Source organism: Bacillus sp. 1A (assembly GCF_052682215.1).
Genome location: NZ_JBQYLZ010000001.1, coordinates 4,064,946 through 4,088,521, shown reverse-complemented (window position 1 = coordinate 4,088,521; position 23,576 = coordinate 4,064,946). Strand labels below are relative to the sequence as shown.

The 23,576-nt window shown below is 32.2% G+C and carries 20 protein-coding genes and 3 pseudogenes; 18 read left to right on the top strand and 5 right to left on the bottom strand.

Going from position 1 to position 23,576, the window contains the following annotated elements:
* Positions 1 to 151: 151 nt before the first annotated feature.
* Positions 152 to 1,141 carry a LacI family DNA-binding transcriptional regulator gene (locus ACUN0F_RS20915; protein WP_445540075.1) on the bottom strand — a complete coding sequence of 330 codons (990 nt, stop codon included), beginning with the start codon at positions 1,139 to 1,141 and terminating at the stop codon, positions 152 to 154.
* A gap of 98 nt (positions 1,142 to 1,239) precedes the next feature.
* Here ACUN0F_RS20915 and ACUN0F_RS20910 point away from each other — a divergent pair, with 98 nt between their 5' ends.
* The 6 genes from ACUN0F_RS20910 to ACUN0F_RS20885 all read left to right on the top strand — a co-directional run bounded on the left by ACUN0F_RS20910 (position 1,240) and on the right by ACUN0F_RS20885 (position 8,594).
* A complete protein-coding gene (locus ACUN0F_RS20910; RefSeq protein ID WP_445540074.1) occupies positions 1,240 to 2,565 on the top strand; it encodes a DegT/DnrJ/EryC1/StrS aminotransferase family protein in 1,326 nt (441 codons plus the stop codon).
* Complete coding sequence (locus tag ACUN0F_RS20905; RefSeq protein ID WP_445540073.1) at positions 2,552 to 3,412, top strand: HAD-IIB family hydrolase; 861 nt, start codon at positions 2,552 to 2,554, stop codon at positions 3,410 to 3,412. Before ACUN0F_RS20910 ends, ACUN0F_RS20905 begins: the two co-directional genes overlap by 14 nt.
* Before the next feature lie 17 nt (positions 3,413 to 3,429).
* Positions 3,430 to 4,479 (top strand): Gfo/Idh/MocA family protein, encoded by a 1,050-nt coding sequence (locus ACUN0F_RS20900; RefSeq protein WP_445540072.1) that lies wholly within the window; start codon positions 3,430 to 3,432, stop codon positions 4,477 to 4,479.
* A gap of 74 nt (positions 4,480 to 4,553) precedes the next feature.
* Positions 4,554 to 5,756 carry an MFS transporter gene (locus tag ACUN0F_RS20895; protein WP_445540071.1) on the top strand — a complete coding sequence of 401 codons (1,203 nt, stop codon included), beginning with the start codon at positions 4,554 to 4,556 and terminating at the stop codon, positions 5,754 to 5,756.
* 234 nt (positions 5,757 to 5,990) lie between these two features.
* Positions 5,991 to 6,215 (top strand): DUF2164 family protein, encoded by a 225-nt coding sequence (locus tag ACUN0F_RS20890; RefSeq protein WP_193673979.1) that lies wholly within the window; start codon positions 5,991 to 5,993, stop codon positions 6,213 to 6,215.
* A 396-nt stretch (positions 6,216 to 6,611) separates the two neighbouring features.
* Positions 6,612 to 8,594, top strand: coding sequence for a serine hydrolase (locus ACUN0F_RS20885; protein WP_445540839.1), 1,983 nt, complete (start codon positions 6,612 to 6,614; stop codon positions 8,592 to 8,594).
* A gap of 432 nt (positions 8,595 to 9,026) precedes the next feature.
* Here the strand turns inward: ACUN0F_RS20885 and ACUN0F_RS20880 are convergent.
* Positions 9,027 to 9,128: pseudogene (locus ACUN0F_RS20880) on the bottom strand (Tn3 family transposase); the annotation flags it as partial.
* A gap of 129 nt (positions 9,129 to 9,257) precedes the next feature.
* Here ACUN0F_RS20880 and vanR point away from each other — a divergent pair.
* The 5 genes and pseudogenes from vanR to ACUN0F_RS20855 all read left to right on the top strand — a co-directional run bounded on the left by vanR (position 9,258) and on the right by ACUN0F_RS20855 (position 13,727).
* On the top strand, positions 9,258 to 9,953 hold the full coding sequence (gene vanR / locus ACUN0F_RS20875) for a VanR-ABDEGLN family response regulator transcription factor (protein ID WP_264462391.1): 696 nt from the start codon (positions 9,258 to 9,260) through the stop codon (positions 9,951 to 9,953).
* Positions 9,943 to 11,097: a vancomycin resistance histidine kinase VanS gene (vanS, locus tag ACUN0F_RS20870; RefSeq protein WP_264462390.1), complete on the top strand. Its 1,155-nt coding sequence runs from the start codon at positions 9,943 to 9,945 to the stop codon at positions 11,095 to 11,097. The genes vanR and vanS overlap by 11 nt, the downstream gene beginning before the upstream one ends.
* Before the next feature lie 147 nt (positions 11,098 to 11,244).
* Positions 11,245 to 11,625 (top strand): annotated as a pseudogene (locus ACUN0F_RS20865) (D-Ala-D-Ala carboxypeptidase VanY); the annotation flags it as partial.
* Between the two features lie 184 nt (positions 11,626 to 11,809).
* The gene (locus ACUN0F_RS20860; RefSeq protein WP_264462389.1) at positions 11,810 to 12,448 is read left to right on the top strand and encodes a VanZ family protein; all 639 of its coding nucleotides are present in this window, start codon (positions 11,810 to 11,812) and stop codon (positions 12,446 to 12,448) included.
* Positions 12,449 to 12,743: 295 nt separating this feature from the next.
* On the top strand, positions 12,744 to 13,727 hold the full coding sequence (locus ACUN0F_RS20855; protein ID WP_264462388.1) for a glycerophosphodiester phosphodiesterase family protein: 984 nt from the start codon (positions 12,744 to 12,746) through the stop codon (positions 13,725 to 13,727).
* Between the two features lie 289 nt (positions 13,728 to 14,016).
* Here ACUN0F_RS20855 and ACUN0F_RS20850 read toward each other — a convergent pair whose 3' ends face one another.
* On the bottom strand, positions 14,017 to 15,228 hold the full coding sequence (locus ACUN0F_RS20850) for an IS110 family transposase (RefSeq protein WP_445539185.1): 1,212 nt from the start codon (positions 15,226 to 15,228) through the stop codon (positions 14,017 to 14,019).
* Between the two features lie 650 nt (positions 15,229 to 15,878).
* On the opposite strand from ACUN0F_RS20850, the gene ACUN0F_RS20845 reads away from it, so the two are divergent.
* From ACUN0F_RS20845 to ACUN0F_RS20815, 7 genes and pseudogenes are all read left to right on the top strand, one after another.
* The gene (locus ACUN0F_RS20845; RefSeq protein WP_264462387.1) at positions 15,879 to 17,078 is read left to right on the top strand and encodes an FAD/NAD(P)-binding oxidoreductase; all 1,200 of its coding nucleotides are present in this window, start codon (positions 15,879 to 15,881) and stop codon (positions 17,076 to 17,078) included.
* Between the two features lie 66 nt (positions 17,079 to 17,144).
* Positions 17,145 to 18,581 carry an MBL fold metallo-hydrolase gene (locus ACUN0F_RS20840; protein ID WP_264462386.1) on the top strand — a complete coding sequence of 479 codons (1,437 nt, stop codon included), beginning with the start codon at positions 17,145 to 17,147 and terminating at the stop codon, positions 18,579 to 18,581.
* A 111-nt stretch (positions 18,582 to 18,692) separates the two neighbouring features.
* Positions 18,693 to 18,956: pseudogene (locus tag ACUN0F_RS20835) on the top strand (metallophosphoesterase); the annotation flags it as partial.
* A 208-nt stretch (positions 18,957 to 19,164) separates the two neighbouring features.
* Entirely contained in the window at positions 19,165 to 19,416 is a 252-nt protein-coding gene (locus tag ACUN0F_RS20830; RefSeq protein ID WP_000548621.1) for a hypothetical protein, read from the top strand.
* Between the two features lie 177 nt (positions 19,417 to 19,593).
* Entirely contained in the window at positions 19,594 to 20,319 is a 726-nt protein-coding gene (locus ACUN0F_RS20825; protein WP_098847688.1) for an ABC transporter ATP-binding protein, read from the top strand.
* A complete protein-coding gene (locus ACUN0F_RS20820) occupies positions 20,316 to 21,335 on the top strand; it encodes an ABC transporter permease (RefSeq protein ID WP_445540070.1) in 1,020 nt (339 codons plus the stop codon). The genes ACUN0F_RS20825 and ACUN0F_RS20820 overlap by 4 nt, the downstream gene beginning before the upstream one ends.
* Before the next feature lie 24 nt (positions 21,336 to 21,359).
* Positions 21,360 to 22,013: a TetR/AcrR family transcriptional regulator gene (locus ACUN0F_RS20815; protein ID WP_445540069.1), complete on the top strand. Its 654-nt coding sequence runs from the start codon at positions 21,360 to 21,362 to the stop codon at positions 22,011 to 22,013.
* Between the two features lie 199 nt (positions 22,014 to 22,212).
* On the opposite strand, the gene ACUN0F_RS20810 is transcribed toward ACUN0F_RS20815, so the two are convergent.
* Both ACUN0F_RS20810 and ACUN0F_RS20805 read right to left on the bottom strand, forming a co-directional pair.
* The gene (locus ACUN0F_RS20810) at positions 22,213 to 22,536 is read right to left on the bottom strand and encodes a WGxxGxxG family protein (RefSeq protein WP_000728149.1); all 324 of its coding nucleotides are present in this window, start codon (positions 22,534 to 22,536) and stop codon (positions 22,213 to 22,215) included.
* A 172-nt stretch (positions 22,537 to 22,708) separates the two neighbouring features.
* Positions 22,709 to 23,224 carry a DUF3231 family protein gene (locus tag ACUN0F_RS20805; RefSeq protein ID WP_000538613.1) on the bottom strand — a complete coding sequence of 172 codons (516 nt, stop codon included), beginning with the start codon at positions 23,222 to 23,224 and terminating at the stop codon, positions 22,709 to 22,711.
* Positions 23,225 to 23,576: the final 352 nt, after the last annotated feature.

Genomic DNA, 23,576 nt, shown 5'->3' with positions numbered 1-23,576 from the left:
TTTTTCAATAAAATTCATAAAAACTAATCAATTTATGTCGAATGTACGTAGAATTTAATACCTAAAATGATAAAAGGAGGACGCATTAATATTTACGTCCTCTTTTTATTTTTATTTATTAGATAAGTTTAAGCAGAAACTTTTGTTTTAATTATGTCGATTCACGGATAATTAAGTTTGTAGGATATTCAATAATTTTACGTTTAATAGATTCATCTGTATTTATATATAGTAGAATCTCGTTAACGGTACGTTTACTCAGTTCAACAATTGGAATATCAATGGTACTAATTGTTGGAGTTGTAACTGTACAAATTAATTGATTATCATAACCACAAACAGCTAAGTCAGTTGGAATAGAATACCCTTTTATAGTAGCTCCTTTAATGACTCCAGCAGCAACTTGATCATTTCCAGTAAATAATGCAGTAGGTCTATCCTTTAATTTATCTAATTTATCAAAAATTCTAAATCCATCTTCAATAGTAATTGCATCTCCAAACAGCCAATTTTTATTGAATGGTAATTGCTTTTCTTTTAAGGCATGCAAATATCCTTGTTGGCGTTTTAATTGTGCTTGACTATTAAGAGAATCAAAACAAAAGCCAATTTTTTTATGATCTTTGTTTATTAAATGTTTAACAGCTTTGTATCCAGCTTCAAATTCATCGTAACAAATTATTGGAATAGGTGCATTTTCCTCATACTCATTACAAAGTAATATGGGCCCATATGCTAAATAATGCTCTATATTTTCCCAACTATTTTCTAGGGATGCGAGAATTACACCATCTACAGCTTTATTCTTTAGTAATGAAAGTAATTCTAGTTCTATTTTTTTCTCATAAAAAGTCTGATAAATTAGCAATTTGTAATTGTGTTTTAATAATTCTTTAGAAATTTCTCTAGCTAATTTTCCAAAAAAAGGATGATCTATATTTGGAATTGATAGAGCAATGGTTTGTGTCTTATTTATCCTAAGATTCCTAGCAATAGAACTAGGAGTATAGTTGAATTCTTGCATTACTTTTATTATTTTCTCACGTTTTTCTGAATTTACATAGGGATGATTATTTAGAACTCTTGAAACCGTAGCATTTGATACATTACATAATTTAGCTATTTCGTTAATTGTTACCATAGAGAAACCCTCCGTAAAAAAAATGTTGACATGTAATCGATAACATAAAATATAGTCTACTCATGATTTTCAAAATAATTTCTTAGAGGTGATTTAACGTGAAAACTCTTACTACAATTTCTGGACATAGTAAAGACAATTTAGCTTTATTAAAGTGCCTACAGGGGGAAACAAAAGAAAAAGAATTTGAAATTAGTAATATATTGCCGAATCACAAGATGAAAGAGAAATTATTTAGGGAAAATAAATTGAAAATAGATATTGATATAGAAAAAGATATTTTCAATTATAGCAGAAAAAATATACAGAAAATAGAATTTATGCCAGTTAATCGGTTGATTTCTCAAGATGAGGTTGAGAAAATTATAGGAGTTTTAAAAGATGTCTTACCGACAGGTCAATTTACAAGTGGACCATTTTCAAAAAAGCTAGAAGAAGTAATCGGAAATTATTTAAATAAAAAGTTTGTAATTGCAACAAGTAGTGGTACGGATGCCCTTATGGTGTCATTGTTATCTATTGGTATTCAGCCGGGAGATGAAGTAATTATGCCAGCTAATAGTTTTGCTGCTACTGAAAATGCCGTGTTAGCAGTCGGAGCAAAACCTATATTTGTAGATATAGATCAGCAGAGTTATTGTATTGATCCATCTAAAATAGAAGAAGCTATAACCAAAAAAACTAAATGCATTTTACCTGTACATTTGTATGGTAAACAATGTGAAATGAAAAAAATTCGTGAAATTGCGGATCTATATCAATTAACAGTTATTGAAGATGCATGTCAAGCTATTGGTTCTTCAAATCTTGGAGAATATGGAGATATAATTGTCCTTAGTTTTAATCCATATAAGAATTTTGGTGTATGTGGTAAGGCAGGTGCAATAGTTACTAATAATGAAACTCTTGCAATTCGTTGCAATCAATATAGTTATCATGGATTTGAGATTGATAAAAAAAATAAAAAGGTATTAGACTTTGGATTCAATTCTAAAATTGATAATTTGCAAGCAGCTATTGGTTTGGAAAGAATTAAGTACTTATCATATAACAATTTAAAAAGAGCGTATTTAGCTCAACGATATATACGTGATTTAAAGGAATTAGAGGATAGAGAATTAATTAAGCTACCTATGATGACAGAAGATAATGTCTGGCACCTTTTTCCGATTAGAGTTGAAAACGGAAGAAGAGACGAGTTGAAAAATAAATTGTACCAAATGTATAACATTGAAACAGATATTTATTATCCGGTATTATCTCATAAACAAAATACTAAGTGGGTAAAGGAAAATGATTTGCAAAACAATATATTAAATACAGAGCAAGTTCATAAAGAAATATTACATTTACCTTTATATCCAAATATGATGTTAGAAGAGCAAAATTTCGTTTTGGAGGGATTATTCAATGTCAATAAATAATGAAGTTTTACAGTCTTTAAATTTTGAAAGACTACCACAGGTTAAAAAGCCTAAATATGTAGTGTTCTGTGATTTTGATGAAACTTATTATCCTCATAACATGGATGATTCTAAAAGAAGCAATATGAAATTGTTAGAAAAGTATTTGTATGAACAAGGAAGTAAAGGGGATTTAGTAATTGGTTGGGTAACGGGAAGTAGTTTAGAATCAATTGTTGAAAAAATGAAAAAGGGTGGTATTCAGTATTTCCCTCATTTTGTGGCGAGTGGATTAGGTACAGAAATAACGTACTTTGATAGTAATGGGACTACTATAGATGATCAAATTTGGGAGGAGAGAATTATAGGGGGTGGTTTTGATTCTTCAAAGATTGAAAGAATTCTTAAATTGCTAGAATCAAAATATGAAATTTTTTTAAGACCTCAGACACAATTAGGAAGTTCTAAGTACAAATTTAATTTTTATTATGAAGAGCAAAATGAATTTATTGATGCAAAGAATTTAGAAAAGATAGAAGAAATCGGAGAGATATTCCAAGTTGGGGTTAATATTAACAAATGTAATCCACTAGCTGGTGATCCAGAAAATTGCTATGATGTAGATTTTATTCCACTTGGAACAGGTAAAGATGAGATAGTGAAGTTTATTTTAGACAAGTACGAACTAGATAAAACAAATGCTATTGCTTTTGGAGATAGTGGGAATGATTTAAGAATGCTACAAGCTGTAAGACATGGTTATTTAGTAGAAAATGCAACAGAAGAAGCCAAAAACACACACTCAATGTTAGCTGAAGGTGAATACTCGATTGGAATTTTAAATACTCTAAAGCACATTATTAATTAAAAGGGGATGTTCATATAATGAATATTGGGATTATAGGTGCAGGAAGTATTGCAAGAGCTCATTCTAGAGCATTATCAACTGTTGATAGTTGTAAATTAGTTGGAGTGTATGATGTTAATAATGAGAATGCCCAAAAGTTGGTAGGGAATTTTGGTGGGAAGGTTTTTAATAGCTATGAAGAGTTACTTGAAGTAGTTGATGGGGTAATAATATCTTCACCGAATTTTTGTCATAGATCTCAAGCGGTTCAAGCGTTAGTAAAAAACAAACATGTGTTATGTGAAAAGCCAATGGCAATTTCTTGTGAAGAAGCAAAATACATGATGACAATAGCAAAAAATACTAATTTAGTCGCTTCAATGGGGTTTAACTATCGCCACCTATCTTATGTTAAGGCTTTAAAACAATTAATTCAAAATGAAGAATTAGGGGAAATAGTAGTGGTAAGATTGCATTTTAAAAAGAATAGCGCTTTTAGGAGAACTTCGTTTACTTGGCGAGATGATTTTCAAAGTAATAGAACTAGCGGGGCCTTGGGAGATTTAGGAATTCATCTAATAGATTTATTATGGTTTTTATTTGAGAGTGATTTTAGAGAGGATACTGTTCGAACTAAAATTAAAACAAATGTTAAGGAAAAAGAAAGTAAACCAGTTTTTGTTGATGACTATGCTGAGGTTTATGGCCAATTGAAAAATAAGGTTTTTGTTAATATTACAACATCTAAAAGTTCATTTCTTGACGATTGTGGTTTTAGTATAGAGGTAATAGGTACGAAGAAAGAATATAAGTATTCTTCTAAAGAGCCAAATAAATATATACTCTTTGATGGATTGGAAAAACATGAAATCCCGTTACCATTACCTTTACTAGTCGATCCAGAAAACGAGATTTTTGAATGGTCTGATTCTTTTAGAAGTGAAATTATAGAATGGGCTAAGGCTGCGGAAGGTGGGCCAAATAAGTCTGTAGCAACATTTGAAGATGGATTTCGTTCACAAGTAATATTGGATATGTTTTTTGATAAAAGCAGTAGTAATAAAGAACGATCTGTAGCAACTATTTAGTTTTATGGTAAAAACAGGGGTTTAAAACTTTTACTTAAATCCCTGTTTTTATTTTGGATTGGAGTTGAGAAAAGGTGCGGTTAATATTTTATTATGGTTGCTTGTTTTATTTTATTGTAGGAATCATACATGTTTGCATAGGTAGTTTAATTCCTTCATTAATACAATATTATGGAAGAACCCCTGATCAATTAGGTGTTTTAATATTTTTTCAATTTACGGGTTTTTTATTTGGTGTTCTAAGTTCACCCATACTAGTAAGAAAGTATCATTATTTTAAAACAATAACATTAGGTGTTTTAGTAATGTCCATCGTCCTAGTAGGTTTTATATATATTAAAGAATGGGCATATTTAGCCGTTATTTGCTTTGTATTAGGCTATGGAGCAGGTTTGTTAGAAACTACGGTGGGTTCCTTTATTATTTCAGCAGAAAGGAATAGTGCTGCTAAATTTAGTATTCTCGAAGTATGGTTTGGGGTTGGGGCGCTAGGGTTTCCGTTACTAGTTAATTATATTACAAAATTTTATGAATGGTATTTTATTCTTTATGGGATATTACTATTCTTTATTTTTACACTATTTGTTTGGTACATGCTTGGACGTACAAAATTTCTAAATTTGTCTCCTCAAAAAAATGAAAAGGGAGGAGCATCCCTTTCCTCATTCACTCTTAAATTTAAAAGTGAAAAGATTAAAGTTATAGTATTTATTTCACTTTTTGCATTCTTATATGCAGGCATAGAAACCAATCTTGCAAATTTTTTATCTACAATAATGATTCTTACCAATAATGAATTAATCAGTTCAGTAAGTATATCTTGTTTTTGGCTAGCCATAGTTATAGGAAGAATACTTGTAGGGAAGCTAGCTCATAAATTTAATTATTGGACATACATTACATCTAGTTGCTTTACATTAGTGATTCTATTATTTCTATTCCCCTTTGTTCAAGGTACAGGTATGTATTTGTTTATCATCTTCATTATTGGTTTAGTTATAGCGGGTGTTTTTCCAATAACATTAATCTTAGCTTCCCGTATTATGGAAAATAATATTGATGAAGTGACTAGTTTATTTATTGCATCGGCCAGTTTAGGGGGGGCACTAGTATCTTTTCTAATTAGCTGGAGTTTATCATTAAATACTATAAAGGTTACTTTTGGGATATTTTCACTTTTCGCATTTAGTTTAGGTTGTATTATTTTGAAAATGAGGAAAATTTCCACTTTCAGTAATGAAAGTGCCAAAAAAGTAGAAAATATGAAAAATTTATAGAAAAAATTTTTTATAATGTGAAAAAGGTAATTTTATGTGGAATCTCTAAAAAAATTGATAAAGTTAAAAATTCTGTAATTGGTCTTTGTTTTATATATTGTAGCCTGTAATATATAAAACAAAGATACTTTAAAAATAAAAATGATATGCAACAGTGACCAGTTCTCAGGTGATTGAATGTTATGATATGAAAAGTTATTTTTAATTAGCTTTTCAGATTAATCTAAGAGGGGTTTGTTATCGAATGGAGTAAAGATTAGTAAAAAAGATAAGATTGATATCTCTAAAAAATTAAAGTCTTTTTTAGCTGAACAATATTCACTGGAATTGGGTGAATACATAAGCTATGAGTTACTTGAATTCATAATAAAGGAATTAAATCCACATTTTAATCAAGTTACTATGGATAGGTTGGAAATGTTGTTAAAGAATATAGAGAAAGATATATACAGTCAATAGACTTTAAATGACAATTGAAAAACTAAGGTATCATTTTAGATATCTTAATACCCAGTAAGAATAGAATATTTAATGCGTTACAAAATACCCATCCAATTTTATTGATTATAAAGGATGGGTGTTTTCTTTATATAGGATGTTTTGAAAAAAACTGCCGATGAAAGTCTATATTAAAGACTGTCTTGCATTTTTGTATGCTATATCATTTTCTATAACTAAAACCTAATGATATATATGAACTAATTCCAAAGGAGAGTAGTTAATAAATGACAGAATTGAAATAAAATTAGAAAAAATACCTATATAATGGTAGAATATGGTTGGTTAACCTATGGCTGAATAATCAATAAATCTATTATTAAAGGGGGAATTAATTTGGGGAATAGGAAAAAAAGAATGAAAAATTATTTTCAAAGGTTAGTAGCTGTAAGTGTTTGTTTTTTGTTAGTTTTTCTGGGAAGCAATTATTCAAAAGCCGAAACTGTTGCACCTATAACATTAAATCCTATAGATGTAGAAGCATTCACCAATAAAGTAATTCCAGAAAAAATGAAAAAAGAAAACGCAGCTGGTGTAGCTCTTGTCGTTGTAAAGGATAATCAAATTCTATTTCAAAAGGGGTTCGGATTTTCCGATAAAGAAAAGAATACTCCCATCGATCCTAAAAAAACAGTTTTTCGATTAGCGTCAATATCAAAAGTTTTTACTGCTAGTGCTGTCATGCAGTTAGTTGAACAAGGGAAAATTGATTTAAATAAAGATATATTAAATTATATGGGGGGACTAAAGTACCAAAATAACATGGGTGAACCAGTTACAATGGAGCATTTACTTACTCATACAACAGGGTTTGATTACGTAGACCCTAGACCAGAGGACATCCATTATCAAGATAATGATTACACAATGCTTAAAGATTATGTAGAGGATAATATGCCCACAGTAGTGAGAAAGCCAGGAGATACATATACATATGATAATTTTGCTTCTATGCTTCAAGGGTATATTGTTCAAAATCTGACAAACACACCTTTTTACAAATATATGGCCAAAAATATTTTTTACCCTTTAGAAATGCATAATAGCAGTTTTGTTATGACTAATTTTATTAAAGAAAAGTTAGCAACAGGATATGATGCTAAAGGTAATGCCATCCCATTTTATCAAACAAGACCAACAGATATGCCACAAGGGAGTATGTTTTCTACAGGGAGTGATGTAGCCAATTTCATGATTGCTCAATTGAATGATGGTAAATTTAAAAATAACCAAATACTACAAAAAGAAACTGTTGAAGATATGCAAAAAACAAAATTTGCTTTACATTCCAAATACCCTAATATGACATACGGATTTGAGTTCTTTTCACCGCAAAGTCATAATGGGCAATATGTGTTTGGTAAAGGTGGAAATATACCAGGTTTTTCATCTTTAATGTGGTTAATTCCAGAGCATAAAATTGGAGTTTTTGTTGTTACAAATAAAGATAGTTCAGCACTACCTGTTGAAGTATTTGATGATTTTATGAATCAATATTTCCCAGAGAAAACAAAACCTGAATATTTAAACCCTAATGAAGAAGAATTAAAGAAATTTGAAGGGGTTTACCGAGATTTGAGATTAAAAAACCTAATGTCACATGTAAACATAAGTGAAGGAAAGTTATATGTAAGTGATAAAGTATATGGTAAACAGGAGCTAAAACAAATAGACCCTTTACTGTTTGAGGATGAAAAAGGGAATTATATGGCGTTTAAGCTTCACAAAGATGGTACCGTAAAAGAAATGATACATTGGAACTCGGGCAGCTCAGCAGTGAAGTTAAGTGAGCCTGAGAGATTTAAAGACGTAGATGAAAATCATCCATATGCTAAGTTTATAAATCCTTTACATCAATACGAGGTATTACAAGCAAATAACGAGGGGAATTTCACTCCAGAATCTTCTCTTACACGAGCAGAATTTGCATATTGGTTATCTCAAATTGCTTACTTTACACCACCTTCAAAAAAAGAACCAGTGTTTTCTGATGTGAAAAATCATCCATATGCGCCACATATTCAAAAGTTATATGAGATTGGTATTTTATATGAAAAAGAAGGGGAACAATTCCATCCAGACCGTGCAATTACTAGACAAGAAGCAGCATGGATTACCTGGCAGTATTTAAAAATGTTAGGAGCGCCATCTGCAGATGCAACATTAAAGGGAGAAACTGATGATTGGGCAATAGAATCCGTGAAAAATATTGTAGGTCATCGTTTAGTAGGGCCTGAGGTTATCTATAATGAAGATGGATCAGCAGATTATTTATCAAAACAAAGTATGAAACGACAAGAGGCAACTGCATTGTTATTTTACATTTTGTTATCTAGTTAATTTATTTTGAGCTCAATTTCACAAAGAGAGAAGATCTAAAGAGCTTGAAATAATACACAGAAAAAGAATAATCTTTGACCAATGATTATTCGTAACAAATAGAGGTGGCTGAGTTATAAGTATACTCCAAATCTTAAGTAGAGCTGTAATTAGAAGGGTTTTATAAGTGTTTTGTAATGTAAGGAGCTCCTTTCAGGGGAGCTTTTTTTATTTTATTATTAATAATTTCATGTACCGTAATTAATAATAATAAAATAAAAATCTACAACAAGGGGATTCAATTCAAGTTAGGTAAAACTAGGTCACAGTAATACATTAGTTACTGACTTTCTTTTTTTGAAGGAGATTTTTGTATTTGGGCTAGTGCGACATTGCTATCAAGTTAAGATTATACAAAGTCAATTTAAGGCGGAATTGTTTCCTTTTCCTAAAGGGAGAGTATATTGCTTTATCTATTGTAAATAATTTTGAGTCAGATAAATCTTTTATTCTTGGCATAAAATTAAATCTTAATAAATGGGTAAATCTAAAAATCTATTTGGTTTAACCGACTCTGTCTGTATACAACAATGGACTTTACTTGTAGTGATAGGTATGATAGGCTCGTTATTCGGAAAAGATTCCAATTGAAAAAAGTACATCCATAGAGGAGGATTGGTAACCATGAGTGATAAAGTACTTATTGTGGAAGATGAACGCGAAATTGCCGATTTGGTTGAGCTCTACTTGAAAAATGAGAATTGTACGGTTTTCAAATACTATACCGCCAAAGAAGCATTGGAATGTATAGATAAGAATGTGCTTGACCTTGCAATATTGGATATCATGCTCCCCGACGTAAGTGGTCTCACTATCTGTCAAAAAATAAGGGACAAGCACACCTATCCAATTATCATGTTGACGGCGAAAGATACAGAAATAGATAAAATTACAGGGCTAACAATTGGTGCGGACGATTATATTACAAAACCCTTTCGCCCACTAGAGTTAATTGCCCGAGTCAAGGCGCAGTTACGCCGATATAAAAAATACAATGGAGTAACGGCACAGAACGAGAATGTTATCGTACACTCTGGTCTTGTTATTAATATAAGCACGCATGAGTGTTCTCTGAACGAGAAGCCGTTATCTCTCACTCCCACCGAGTTTTCAATCCTGCGTATCCTCTGTGAGAACAAGGGGAATGTGGTTAGCTCTGAGCAGCTGTTTCATGAGATATGGGGTGACGAATATTTCAGCAAGAGTAACAACACTATCACCGTGCATATCCGACATCTGCGAGAAAAGATGAACGATACGGTTGATAATCCGAAGTATATAAAAACGGTATGGGGGATCGGCTATAAAATTGAAAAATAAAAATAAGAATAAAAAAATCGATTATTCAAAATTAAAACGGAAACTCTACCAATATATCCTTACGATTGTCATGGCAGCAGTTGTATTTGTGCTGTTTTTGCGTCTATTTATCCAAGGGACACTTGGGGAGTGGATTGTACGTTTTTTGGAAAACAGTTATCATTTAGAGCGTTGGGACGCAATGATAATATATCAGTATACTATACGGAACAATATAGAAATTTTTATTTATGCGGCGGTTGCCATTAGTATTCTTATTCTATGCCGAGTTATGCTTTTAAAATTTGTAAAATACTTTGAAGAGATAAATACCGGTATTGATATACTTATTCAGAACGCAGATAAACAAATTGAGCTTTCTGCGGAATTGGAGTTCATGGAACAGAAGCTCAACACATTAAAGCGAACCCTTGAAAAGCGAGAGCATGATGCAAAGCTGGCCGAACAAAGAAAAAATGAAGTTGTTATGTACTTGGCACACGATATTAAAACGCCTCTTACATCAGTTATCGGTTATCTGATCCTGCTCGACGAGGCACCAGACATGCCAAGAGAGCAAAAGGCAAAGTATGTGCATATCACGTTAGACAAAGCGTATCGTCTGGAACAGCTAATCGACGAATTTTTTGAGATTACGCGATATAACCTTCAAACGATTACGCTCACGAAAAAGCACATAGACCTATACTATATGCTGGTACAAATGACTGATGAATTTTATCCCCAGCTTGCTGCGAAGGGAAAACAGGTGGTACTCCATGCTTCTGAAGATTTGACCGTATTTGGTGACCCTGATAAGCTAGCGAGGGTCTTTAACAATATTTTGAAAAACGCCACTGCATATAGCAAGGACGACAGCGTTATTGACATTACGGCGAACCTATCCGAAGATGTGGTATCCATCGTTTTCGAGAACGACGGAAACATCCCGAAAGATAAACTTGCTACCATATTTGAAAAGTTTTACAGATTGGATGATGCCCGTTCTTCTGATACGGGCGGCGCGGGACTTGGATTGGCGATTGCCAAAGAAATCATTGTTCAACATGGCGGACAGATTTACGCGGAAAGTAATGACAACTCTACAACTTTCACGGTAGAACTTCCAGTCTTCCAAGACTCGGTTAATAAAGGGGATTCTTAGAAAATAATCATTGTTTCTTAAGAAATTCTTAAGGTTATCTCTACTTTTTCTTAGGGAATTAACAATTTAATATTAATAAATGGCTCGTTCTTATGCGGTAGACTTAAACCATAAGAACGAGCTTTTTTTATTTCGTCAAAGAAAGATATGATAACTTATGCGTGGATTAAAATAGCTTACATGAATAAAGCGCTGTTTTTTCAGAGTAAAGTAGAGGTTCAAAAATATGATCAAAATCACAAAGATAACATAGATAATACAGGGACTACCTCAATTATTCAAAAGAAAGAGATTGTAAAAGAACACATCTATCAAGGGAATCTGCTCTTAATTAACAGTAAATATCCTATTCGCCAAAAGAGTGTGAAATCAGATATCGTAAATTTATCTAAACATAATGAGTTGATAAATGGATACGGGTTACTTAATACGAATATTTATCTATCAAAAGAAATAGCAAAAAATTTTTCAGAGATGATTAATAATGCTGTAAAGGAAGGTGTTAATCAATCTTTCATTAAGATGGGGAAAAATATTTGATTTCATATTATCCTTTTTTTCAAAATAAAACAATTGAAGTTGAAATACCAGTGAATGAATCTTATGGAATATATGGAGAAAATATAGATGGGGTGATTGTGACAACCCGTTCTTGAATTATATTCTAAAATGACAAAGTTATAGATTACAATGTAAAGTTAGGAGATTTTAAATGCATTCAGGAGTTTTGATTAATTATTTATATACTTATTTTTTTACTATTATTTTTTGTATAGTGTTTCAAATTGGATTTTATTTTAAAACGAAAAAAAATATATCTATTCAGCATTTTCTATGGGTGTATGTTTTTCTATTCTACCTTTCACTAGTGTATAAGGTGACGCAGATAGGGACTATATGGGATATAGGTAGATACGAAACATTAATTCGTGTAAATCAAATTAACTTGATTCCATTTGCTTCTGAAGGTATGACTACTTACGTCTTAAACATCTTACTGTTTATGCCATTAGGTTTTTTATTGCCGACTATTTGGCCGCAGTTTAGAACAATGAAAAGTACTGCCTATGCTGGATTCGGTTTTTCATTGGCTATTGAGTTAGGTCAATTGCTAGATAATAGAATTACAGATATAGATGATTTATCTATGAACACCCTGGGAGCAATTATTGGGTACTTATTATATAGAGTATTATTCAAAATGATATATAAAAGAGATGAAAAAAAAATTGATAAAAATATTTCTCTAGTAATAAAATACGAGGCTATTTTTTATTTAGTTTGTTCATTTGTAGGTATGATGTTAATTTATTATCCAGTTTTATTTAGACGGCCTCTAATCCTTCAATAAGGTGATTAAGGCGCTGTCAGATAATATACATATAGTAAATTGATTCTTAAATAATAGGATATTACATATACCCGTTTATATTAAATTCTCATAGAAATCTTTCAAAACTATTCTTACTGAAGGTTGAGTGGTTATTGAATTGATTTCTATTGCTCCCGTTTTATATTAAAGTACCAGCCTTTAATTAACAATTATATCCATTGCAAAAAAATAAAATAGGCTTTAACATTTACCAGTATTTAAATGCCGAAAATTGTTTAAGGCATTTTTCAACCAAATTTAAGAGGAGCATACAATGAACAAACTAAAAAGGTTATTGAAACGTAAAGCGACTTGGATAATTCTTATCCTATTCGTATTTGTTTATGTAAATAACAGTTCTTTTTTTGCTAAGAGGGACGATGGAACTCCTCTTCTTCTTGCTCACCGAGGACTTTCGCAAACATTTAGCATGGAAGAGATAGAGAGTGATACATGTACAGCAGAACGTATAAATAAACCTGAACATTCTTATTTAGAAAATACAATTCCATCTATGGAAGCGGCATTTAAAGCTGGAGCTGATCTAGTAGAGTTTGATGTTCAACCAACTAAAGATAATAATTTTGTTATTTTTCATGACTGGACTCTTGATTGCCGTACTAATGGTAAAGGTGTTACAAGAGATTTTACAACAAAAGAATTACAAGCACTTGATATTGGTTACGGTTATACAGCTGATGGGGGTAAAACATTCCCGTTTCGTGGCAAAGGGATTAATCTTATGCCAACACTTGATGAAGTACTTACCCATTTTCCAGACCGTTCTTTTCTTATTCATATTAAAAGTGATGATGAAAATGAAGGAATCCAATTGGCTACTCACCTCAAGAAATTACCAGCAAAGCGCCTTGATCAACTAACTGTATATGGTGGCGATAAACCAATTGCTGCGATAAAAGAGCGCATCCCTAGTTTACGAACAATGTCAAAAGCGACCATGAAAAAAGATCTTATTACTTATATGACATTAGGATGGACTGGCTACATACCTTCAAGCCTGAAGCATGGAGAATTACATATACCAGACAAAGTAGCTCCTTGGCTTTGGGGATGGCCAAATCGTTTTCTTAATCGAATGGATAAAGTAGATACTCGAGTTATCATTGTAGGAGGAAATGGGTCTGGGTTTTCAAGTGGATTTGACTCATCTGAAGATATAAAACGCCTTCCTGAAGATTATACAGGTGGAATTTGGACAAATCGCATTGATAAAATAGCACCTGTATTTAAGAAATAAGGGATAATATAACAGTCGAAGTTTTTTCATCTGTTTAACCATTTATATTTTAATAGAAGACTTATTAATAATTTTAAAGGTTTATATACCGATAAACACCCCTGATTTCCTATGAATAATGGAAATCAGGGGTGTTTTTCTTACGATTAGTCAACCTGTATTTTTAGTTTTTTACTGGAGTGAATATCAGATTGAACAAGTACTTGTTATCATGCATACCAAAAACCCCTAATATATACTCGTTTTTTTACTAGGGGTGAGATATGATATGATGAATGAAACTATGATATTAGGCCGTTAACCGATAATCATAGTGGATATCATGTGTAATAAGGTGAAAGAGGAGTTTCAAGAACTTGTTTACACATGCAATGGACGCAACTTTATGACATTTGTTATAGGGTTGCGTTTTTAATTTATCGTAATACTCAACAATGTGATTTTGTCCGTAACGTCGTTGTTTAATCATGTTCTGGATGATGAGGAAAAGGAGCTTCCGCAAATGTTTATTTCCACGTTTATTGATTTTATCTTTAAAAAAGGTTTTACCTGATTGAAAACGGCGTATATCAATACCCGCAAATGCATTGAGTTGCTTGTTATTGTTAAAACGAGTAATATCTCCTATTTCAGCCATCAAGCGTACTGCAGTATTCGGTCCAATCCCAGGAAGACTGAGAATGATATCGTATTCTGCACGTTGCTCGGCTATATATACCATCTTGTTAATACAGCATTCTTTTTGGTGAAGAAGCTCTTGATAGCGCCTTGCGTATAATTTGAGTTGATCACACAGAACATCGTTCTGAGAAACAGCAGGATAGGAAGTTTTCGCTATTTCAAGTATTTGAATCGCTTTTTTCTCCGCTGTAATATTTGATATTTTTTTATTGGTGTTGGCACGAATACGATTTTTTATAATGGTTTTTGAAAGACCTAAAATACAATCTGGGTGGGGGAATAGTTGAACAAAATTTAAAAACAAATCAGATTTACTGGTAAACATTCTCTCCAACTCAGGAAATGTTAATTGGATTACTTTATGCATACGACCACGAATTATCGATAATTCACTATCCAGTTCGCTATACAATCTAGAAAGAGATTTTAACTGATGGAATAAGTTATTAGTTCCATTAGATACCCTTCGGGTAACTGTGAAATGAGTGAGAGCTAATCGGTGTGCATCGCTTCGATCGGTCTTATGAATTCGTAAGGAATCACATTGTAGCTTGGCTTCTAATGGGTTTAATAAACAATATGTATACTGATTATCTTGCATAAATCGTTCTAGCTGTCTGGAATAGATTCCTGTTGATTCGAAAACAATTTCAGGTGATTCGCCGTTTTCATCTGTAACCTTATGTATCTTTTCTTGGAGCTTTTTAAAATCTGGCTTAGTATGCTTGATTTCACTTTCGAATACGCATTGTTTTTGTACATTATAAATGACCATATAGCTTTTACCCATACTAACATCAAATGCAATAACGTGTTTCATATAGCTCCTCCTCAGGTGGAATTGAAGTCTTCAACTTACACTTATCTATTCTCATTTCTTATACACGATCTCGAAGACCAACATACTAAAAACTGATTCAAATAAGGTAAGTGAAGAAGGTCAGTTTTGTATACGGATTCAGGATCCCAAAACACCCACGACCTTCTCTTCACTTCTACTATATAAAAAATAGTAGTGCGAACCAATGCCTTGGTCTACACTACTAATCTTAGTATGTTTTGGATGAATGGAACTTATTTTATAAGATGGTTATCATTCAATAGCTGACATTACGGCAAAGTTTTCTGTTAATTCTGGAACGATTAGAGCTTGGAAAATAAGCTATGAAGTGAATGGTGAAGACGGCCTAGAAGAAGCACTTTCTTGGAAAAAGGAGATAAAGATAGATTTGAGCGTAGAGAGAAACTGTAATTAAAGTAAGATAGGACAAAGACTAGCATTGAGAAATATAAAAGATGGAAGTAACATAGGGGATTTACGCATAAAGTAAAATTGATGGTAAAGTTAACGAAATTTTCATTTAAGTCAGATAAAAGGGCGGTGTTTTTAACTTATAATAATGTTAATACAATGAAAATACGGCTGCGAATTAGTTGTTTTAAAAATCAAATTTAGATGGGAAGAGGATAATGAAGACCAGAGATAGTTATAAAATTATTGTAATTGGTGCTGGGACTGCAGGAATATCTTCTACTGCACATTTGTTACGAAATGTACCCCTATTGAAAGAAGATATAGCAATTATTGATCCATCAAAAAAACATTATTTCCAACCACTATGGAGTTTAGTGGGGGGAGGAATTGTTTCAAAGGAAAATACGATGCGTGATCAAGAATTGCTTATTCCAAAAGGTGCAACGTGGATTCCTAAAAGTGTCGTTAAGTTGTTTCCGGAAGAAAATAAGCTACTTTTAGATGATGGACTGCTGATTGAGTATGAAATACTTATTGTAGCAGCCGGTATACAAATAAATTGGGACGGCATTAAAGGATTAAAGGAGTCTATTGGGACTAATGGGGTTTGTAGCAATTACTCTTATAAATATGTTGATTCTACTTGGAGAGAAATTGAAAAATTTAAAGGAGGAAATGCAGTTTTTACCCACCCAAACACTCCTATTAAATGCGGTGGTGCTCCACAAAAGATTATGTATTTAGCAGAAGAGTATTTTTCTAATAGCGGTGTAAGAAACAAAAGTGAAGTAATGTTTTATACGGCGAACGCTAATATATTTCAGGTTCCACGTTATGCTAATGCATTAGAACAAGTACTAGAAAGAAAGCAAATTATAACGAATTATAATAAAAACTTAGTAGAAATTATTGCCGAAAAAAGAGAAGCAATTTTTGAAGATACGCAAACACTGAAAAGAGAAACTGTACCATACAGTATGATCCATGTTGTTCCACCAATGGGGCCACCTAATTTTATTAAAGAGAGTGAGATAAGTGATTCTCAGGGGTGGGTAGATATAAGCCCTTATACTTTGCAGCATGTACAGTATAAGAATATTTTCGGACTTGGAGATTGTACCAATTTACCCACCTCTAAAACTGGAGCGGCAATTCGAAAACAAATACCTGTCTTAAAACAAAATATTATGGACGTACTTAACGGAAGAGACTTGCATGCTAAATATGATGGATATACATCCTGTCCGATTGTTACAGGTTATAAAAGTCTTATACTCGCTGAATTTAACTATGAACATGAGCCTCAAGAAACATTTCCGTTTAATCAAGCGAAAGAACGATATAGTATGTTTTTACTTAAAAGATATATGTTGCCCTATATGTATTGGAATTTTATGTTGAAAGGGATGCTATAGGAGAAGATAGAAAGCAGTTATACAAATTGAAAAGTACTTTGAAATAACTATTTGGAGGGAATAGCTATGCTTTTAAAATATTTTTATAATGAAAAATTAGCACATGCTTCCTATTTGGTCGGTTGTCAGAAGGAGGGCGTAGCAATTGTAATTGATCCAGGTCGCTATATAGAACAATATATAGAATTTGCTAAGAAAGAGGGAATGGAAGTAATTGCTGCGGCTGAAACTCACATTCATGCAGATTTTCTTTCTGGGTCTAGAGAACTTTCTAATCTTTATCATGCAAAGTTATATGTATCTGATGAAGGAGATTGTGATTGGAAATATCAATATCTTAACGAAGGTCGATACAAATTGGTTAGAGAGGGCACAGAGTTTAAAATAGGTCATATAAAATTTAATGTAATTCACACCCCAGGGCATACGCCTGAAAGTATTTCTTTTTTAGTAACTGATACAAGTCAAAATAATTATACGAATGATAAGCCAATGGGAATATTCACAGGTGATTTTATATTTGTAGGAGATATAGGAAGACCGGATTTATTAGAAACTGCTGTAGGTATGAAAAATACTGCAAAAATAGGAGCGAAACAATTATTTAATTCTATACAAAAAATAAAAATACTCCCTGATTATTTGCAAATATGGCCATCACATGGTGCAGGAAGCGCATGTGGAAAAGCATTAGGAGCAATTCCAACTTCTACATTAGGTTATGAAAAGATGTTCAATTGGGCATTTCAGTGTAATGAAGAAAGTGATTTTGTATCGACTTTATTGAGGGGACAACCAGAGCCTCCAAAGTATTTTTCATTAATGAAGAATTTAAATAAGTCTGGTCCTCCAATTCGTAAGAAGAGAGAAGTTATTGCTATTGATACAGTAGAAAAACTTCAAGAAGTTATGGCAAGCGTTCAGCAAATAGTTGATATAAGGGATGTAGAGAGTTTTGCTTCTGGTCACATCGAGAAATCAATTAACATACCTTATAACAATTCCTTTACAACTTGGTGTGGATGGTTACTAGATTATAAAACAGAAACTTTAATCATTCTAGATGAGGAAAAGGTTAGCGTGGAGGAAGTTATTAGAGACTTTGAATCTATTGGGCTAGATAATATTATTGCTTTTGTACCTGTAAAGGTAATACAAAAATTTAATAGATTAGAAAGTTACAAAGAAGACACATCAATCGAATTATATCCGCATATAAAAGGTGGAAGTGTTAAGGTAATCGACGTGCGTAGTAAAAAAGAGTGGGAGGAAGGACATCTTCATGATGCAATACATATTCCTTTAGGAAATCTATTTAAGCAGCTAGATTGTATACCAAAAGATTGCCCAATAGTTTTACAATGTCGAACCGGATTGCGTTCCGCTATAGCAGCTAGTATTTTACAAAGAGCAGGTATAAAGGAAGTAGTGAATTTAAAGGGAGGATTTCTTGCATGGAAAAAAGAAGAGCTTCCTTATATAACATGTAATCGCAATGTGTAGGGAAATAATTTTTATTAATTTATCCGATAAGGAAAATTGCGGATTACATAGGAGTATATATATAGGAGCAATACAGTTAGATAGTGTATTAAAATAGGAGAAATAGATGATTTATTCTATAGACCTGAATTTATTCAGAATTATGCTGATGAGCAAATAGATATAGTTTTATTAGGACACGCTCATGGTGGACAATTTAGGTTACCATTTATCAGCAAATTAGTGGCTCCAAATCAAGGTGTTTTACCTAAATATACAACCAGTTTATATGAAAAACAAAATACGTCTATGGTAGTAAGTAGAGGATTAGGCAATAGTATCATTCCGCAAAGAATTTTTAATAGGCCAGAACTTGTAGTCGTACAGTTAAATTGAACTGTACGATTTTTTGTACAGAAAAAATAGGCCATATACATTTTATACAAGTTAACATTACAGTTTTGTTAAAAATTTTCTACGTTACATAAAGTAACAAAATTTGACCCGGAGAGTTTGTTATAGTGTAAATAATCAAAAAACTTAAAAATTAGTCGAGTGAAAAGTGTGATAAGCAATTCAGTAAAAAACTTAAAGGGGTGTACACATGCATAAAGAATATGAAATTGAAGAGTATACGGCGATTGAGGAACAAATACATTATTATTGTAAATGTTTATTAGTAAGTCATCCTGATCAAATTATAAAGTATTTAGAAAAAAGGTTAGAAAAATATGCAGAAACATTACAATATGCACATTTATATCCTGATACAGTTATTTTACCGTTACAGCAATTAGTTATCGAATATTCTTTAGATGTTGCTAGAATTAGAAAATATATGAATTTAAAAACGTAAAATGAAATATATAATTTAAATGAAACAGAGTCGACTTTAAGAAATGAAATTCTAATGTCGACTCTGTTTCATTGTTTAAGATTGAAAATACATACTAATCAATGAAGTTTGACATATAATTACGCAAGAGTAAAATAAAAGTGAGTACTCACTCATTTTGAAAAGGGGGAAGAATACATGCAGCAACCTGCCATTATTTTACGAACCGTGTCAAAAAGTTTTTGGAAAAAAGAAGTTTTACACAATCTTTCATTGCAAGTTGAAAAAGCAGAGATATTTGGTTTAGTTGGGCCTTCAGGTTCAGGGAAAACGACTCTTATTAAATTGATTGCAGGTATTAATGAGGCAACGAAAGGTGAAGTGCTTGTATACAACACGAACATGCCTAATTTAAATGAAATGAAAAGAATTGGTTATATGGCTCAGGCTGATGCATTATATGAAGAACTATCAGCATATGAAAATGCAGATTTTATTGCAACGATGTATGGATTAAAAGGAAAACATAAAAAAGAAAGAATCGAAGAGGTTTTTGACCTTGTACAATTATCACAACATATAAGACAGCAAGTGCAGCATTTTTCAGGTGGGATGAAGAAGCGTTTATCATTAGCGATAGCACTCCTTCATGAACCTGAAATATTAATTTTAGATGAGCCAACAGTGGGGATAGATCCACTTCTTAGAAAAACAATCTGGGAAAAATTTTATGATTTGAAAAAGAAAGGCACAACTATTATTGTAACGACGCACATTATGGATGAAGCTGAGTTTTGTGAGCGTCTAGGGTTGATTAGAGAAGGAAAGCTAGTTGCGACTGGAACACCTGAAGAATTGAAAAAACGGGTATCATCAGGACGGATTGAAGATGTTTTTTTGTTGGAAGAGGTGGCCCTATCATGAGAGTTACTGGTGTAATCATTCGTATTATTCGCCAATTTTTTCGAGATAAACGTTCGTTAGCGATGATGTTTGGGGCACCAATGTTATTACTTTGGTTATTGTCTCTAGTGTTTACACAAAAAGACTATGTACCGCATATCGCTGTAGTTGATGTGCCTGCTCCTATTATAAAAACAATGAAAACTCAAGAAGCCTCAATTTATGAATACGGCAAAGAGAAAGCAATTTCAGAGTTAGAACAGCAAAAGGTAGATGCAGTAATTTATTTAGAGAATGGGAAAATGAATCTTTTATTAGAAGGAAGTGATTCATCAAAAAATCGTGCTGTACTTCAAGTTTTACAAAAGAGTTCAGAAAAGAATGATGTATCAGTTATGAATCCTGAAGTAAATTATTTACATGGCTCTAAAGACTTTACAATGTTTGATGGGCTTGGCCCCGTATTGATTGGTTTCTTTACATTTTTCTTTGTATTTATATTATCTGGAGTTTCCTTTGTTAGAGAACGTTTAAGTGGTACATTAGAGAGGTTATTGTCCACTCCAGTGAGAAGATGGGAAATAGTTGTAGGATATATTATTGGTTTTGGAATCTTTGCATTTATACAATCAATTATAATCGTGAATTTTTCAGTTTATATTTTAGACTTGTATGTAGCTGGCTCCATATGGCTAACGCTACTTATTACATGTATGCTTTCTTTAACAGCACTAACTTTAGGGACGTTTTTATCAGCATACGCAAATAATGAATTTCAAATGATTCAATTTATACCGCTTGTCATTGTGCCACAAATTTTCTTTTCTGGGTTGTTTCCAATTGAATCTATGAATAAGTGGCTCCAAATGTTAGGGGAATTATTTCCGCTCACATATGGAGCTGACGCAATGAGACAAGTGATGATTCGAAATCAAGGATTTACAGAGATTGCATTAGATCTTACTGTATTACTACTTTTTTCTCTATTATTTGCAATAGGGAATGTATTTGCATTAAAGAAACATCGGAAAATATAATGATGATACAAAGGGGCATTATAGATGAAGAAGGATTGGCTAGAAGAATTAATTGCCGCAACTAATACGGATAAACGAAATGAACGTCAAATGCGTATTTTAGAGGCAGCTGTTGATATGTTTGGAGAAAAAGGATATGCATCAACTTCTACAAGTGAAATTGCAAAGCGTGCTGGTGTAGCGGAAGGAACAATCTTCCGCTACTATAAAACGAAAAAAGATTTATTGTTAGCAGTCGTCATGCCGACATTAACAAAGTTTGCTGCACCATTTTTCGTACAAGCCTTTGCAAAGGAAATATTTAAATCGAAGTATGAATCATATGAGGGACTTTTACGAGTTGTCATTCATAATAGATTTGAATTTGCTCAAAAGCACTTTCCTATGATTAAAATATTAATTCAAGAAGTACCATTTCAACCAGAGCTAAAAAATGAAATACAACAATTAGTAGAAACGGAACTGTTTTCACATTTCAAAAAGTTGATTGTGAAGTTTCAAGATAAAGGAGAAATTATTGAGATACCACCATCTTCTGTATTACGTCTTACTTTATCAGCTGTATTAGGTTTACTATTAACACGATTTTTATTATTGCCTGAAGAAAAATGGGATGATGAAGTGGAAATTGAAAATACGATTCAATTTATATTGTATGGATTAACGCCACGAATCTAACTATAACAACATTTTAGGGGTTTGATTTTTGGTATTTAAATAAATGTAATTTAATAGGTTTAATCATAAGTAAAAATATGTTGATGTGTGAATTACATATACTATTTTTAAGCAAATAATAAATCGCCTTGAAAAAGGCGATTTATATTCATTATACAATTTTGATAAATAAGTACTTGTTTACTAAAAATATTTTGAATTAGCGTGTTTCTTTGTCTCTTCTTCTAAGACCTAATAATCCTGCTAGACCTAATAAACCGAGCCAAGCCCAATTATTATTTCTATCACGATTATTATTTAAATCATTTGTCGTATTTACATTTCGAGTTCTCACATCATTATTAACTCTGTTCAAGTTATTATCATTAACTCTGTTCAAGTTATTGTCATTAACTCGAGTTGACATATCAGTGTTATTAACTCTATTCATATGATTTCCATCGTATTCAGCTTGGGCAGATGTGCCTAAAAACATAATAGATAGTGCTAAAACACTTAAAATAGATGATAATTTTTTCTTCATAAATTTCCCCTCCTTTCTTATGTATTAATTTCTCCATTGCTTTTGTACATTATTCGTATCACAGTATCTAAATCATAAAGTTAAAATTATTAGAACTATCTTTAATCTCCATTATTAAAAGGACAGGTAAATACAACGAAGCGGTTAACAAAAGTTAACCGCTTATGCCATGTTATGCTTGATCAGATTGAAGAACATGTAAAGGGGGAGGAATAATCCAGCCTTTTTTCTTATTTAACCGTAGTAAAGTAGCACCTGCTTGTGCCTTTTTCATATGGAATTGTCCAAACATCATTCCTACGTCTTCTCGAAGTGATTGTCCCATCGCTTGGCTACATGCTACTAGTCCAGCAGCAAGATCCATAGAAACTTTAGCTGCAATTTCTGCGTCATTAATACGAGCACCAGGAGGGATTGTTTCAATAGATGCAACTGGACGTTCTGGAGGTGCTGGTGGTAATGCCACACCGTTTGATTTTAACAAGTTTTTTAGTTCTTCAACTTCTGATTGGATATCATTTTCTATAAGGTTTTCTAAAAACTTTTTTAAGTCCTCGTCTCCAGTATGATTGACAAGAACTTGGTAACCAGCAATGGCACCTTGTGCCCCTGCAAGATAACTCCAAATTGCAAAGACTTCTCCGTAATGCATTGGTTCATTTTGGGGATTACCACTTAATACTCCCATTTTAATATGCCTCCTTAAACTGAATGGATTTTTTGAAATGTTTTTTACCAAAGAAAAAATGCTTCTGAAAATGTTCCGTAATAAAGAAAGTAGGTTTCTAAAATTCATTTGGAACACCCTAACTACAAGTAATACTTTCTCAATCTATAATGTGCAAATATAAAGAATATATTCTAAATAACTTGGGATTAAAATTCGTATTAAGGCTTATTTTAATTTAAATGTAAAGAGGAAAGGAAAGAATCTGTAACTATGCTAGTAAAGATGGATTGCGTTTAGACAAAAAGTGTTAACAAGTTTGTACAAGGACTTGTTAATACATATACGAAATAGATTTGAATTGCAGTTGATA